Genomic DNA, 787 nt, shown 5'->3' on the forward strand with positions numbered 1-787 from the left:
TTCTTTCGCACACGGACCAGTCAACACGACGTGCTCTAAGGCACGGAATAGCGGTCGGTCTCTTGCGCCCCATGTCTTAATTCACGCTCTCATGGCGTAGCAGCGTTTCCATCGAGTCAACAGAGCACAGTTTTCTTTTCTGGAGACTTCATTCAAGATATCATATACTATCGCACGCTCTTGATTATCTAGGGTGACGCCCTTCATCTGGCACAATTTATTGAGGCAATATGTAACACTTATGGTTCCTAACAAAACTGAGTATTGATGATGGTGTTCATTGGGTGGACTGCACTGCTTGATCCACGACTAATGTGACAAATCGTTCACACGGCGATTTGGGAGGTGGAAGCCGCGGTTCAGCGCGGCTTCCCCGCCGTCTGGAGACTCCTCGACCAGACTATCGATGGACCGATACAAGTGGACGAATCTGGCAGAGTCTGCTCAGGCTATAAAGGCCAAGAACCGCCGCGGAACAGCCGTTCTCGCGGCGGCTCATCCCAGACAGGTCGATCACGCTGGCGGGGCCGCCACGGTGATCAGTTGACACTCGTCGCGGCGTGCCGCGACTCGCTACGTGTAATTCGTGGCCGACTGGGTATTGATTACGAAGGAGATCTTGAGCCTGTGATTCAGGAGGCTGAAGACCTCTCCCAGCCGTAGTACCCAAGTGAAGTTATGGGGATAGCCTGAGAAGGTGTTGCAATGAGCGGGGACCGACGCAAAGAGATCGTCCGCCATCTGAGTGAAGATGATCTCAATCGGTTGCTATCGGAGGCGGACGATC

Annotated in this window: 1 pseudogene; it reads left to right on the plus strand. The window is 53.4% G+C overall.

The features are described from left to right. Positions 1-324: 324 nt before the first annotated feature. Positions 325-657 (plus strand): annotated as a pseudogene (locus tag G9463_RS23785) (IS1595 family transposase); the annotation flags it as partial. Positions 658-787 lie beyond the last annotated feature (130 nt).

It is taken from the genome of Haloarcula sp. JP-Z28 (assembly GCF_011440255.1).
GTDB classification, from domain to species: domain Archaea; phylum Halobacteriota; class Halobacteria; order Halobacteriales; family Haloarculaceae; genus Haloarcula; species Haloarcula marismortui.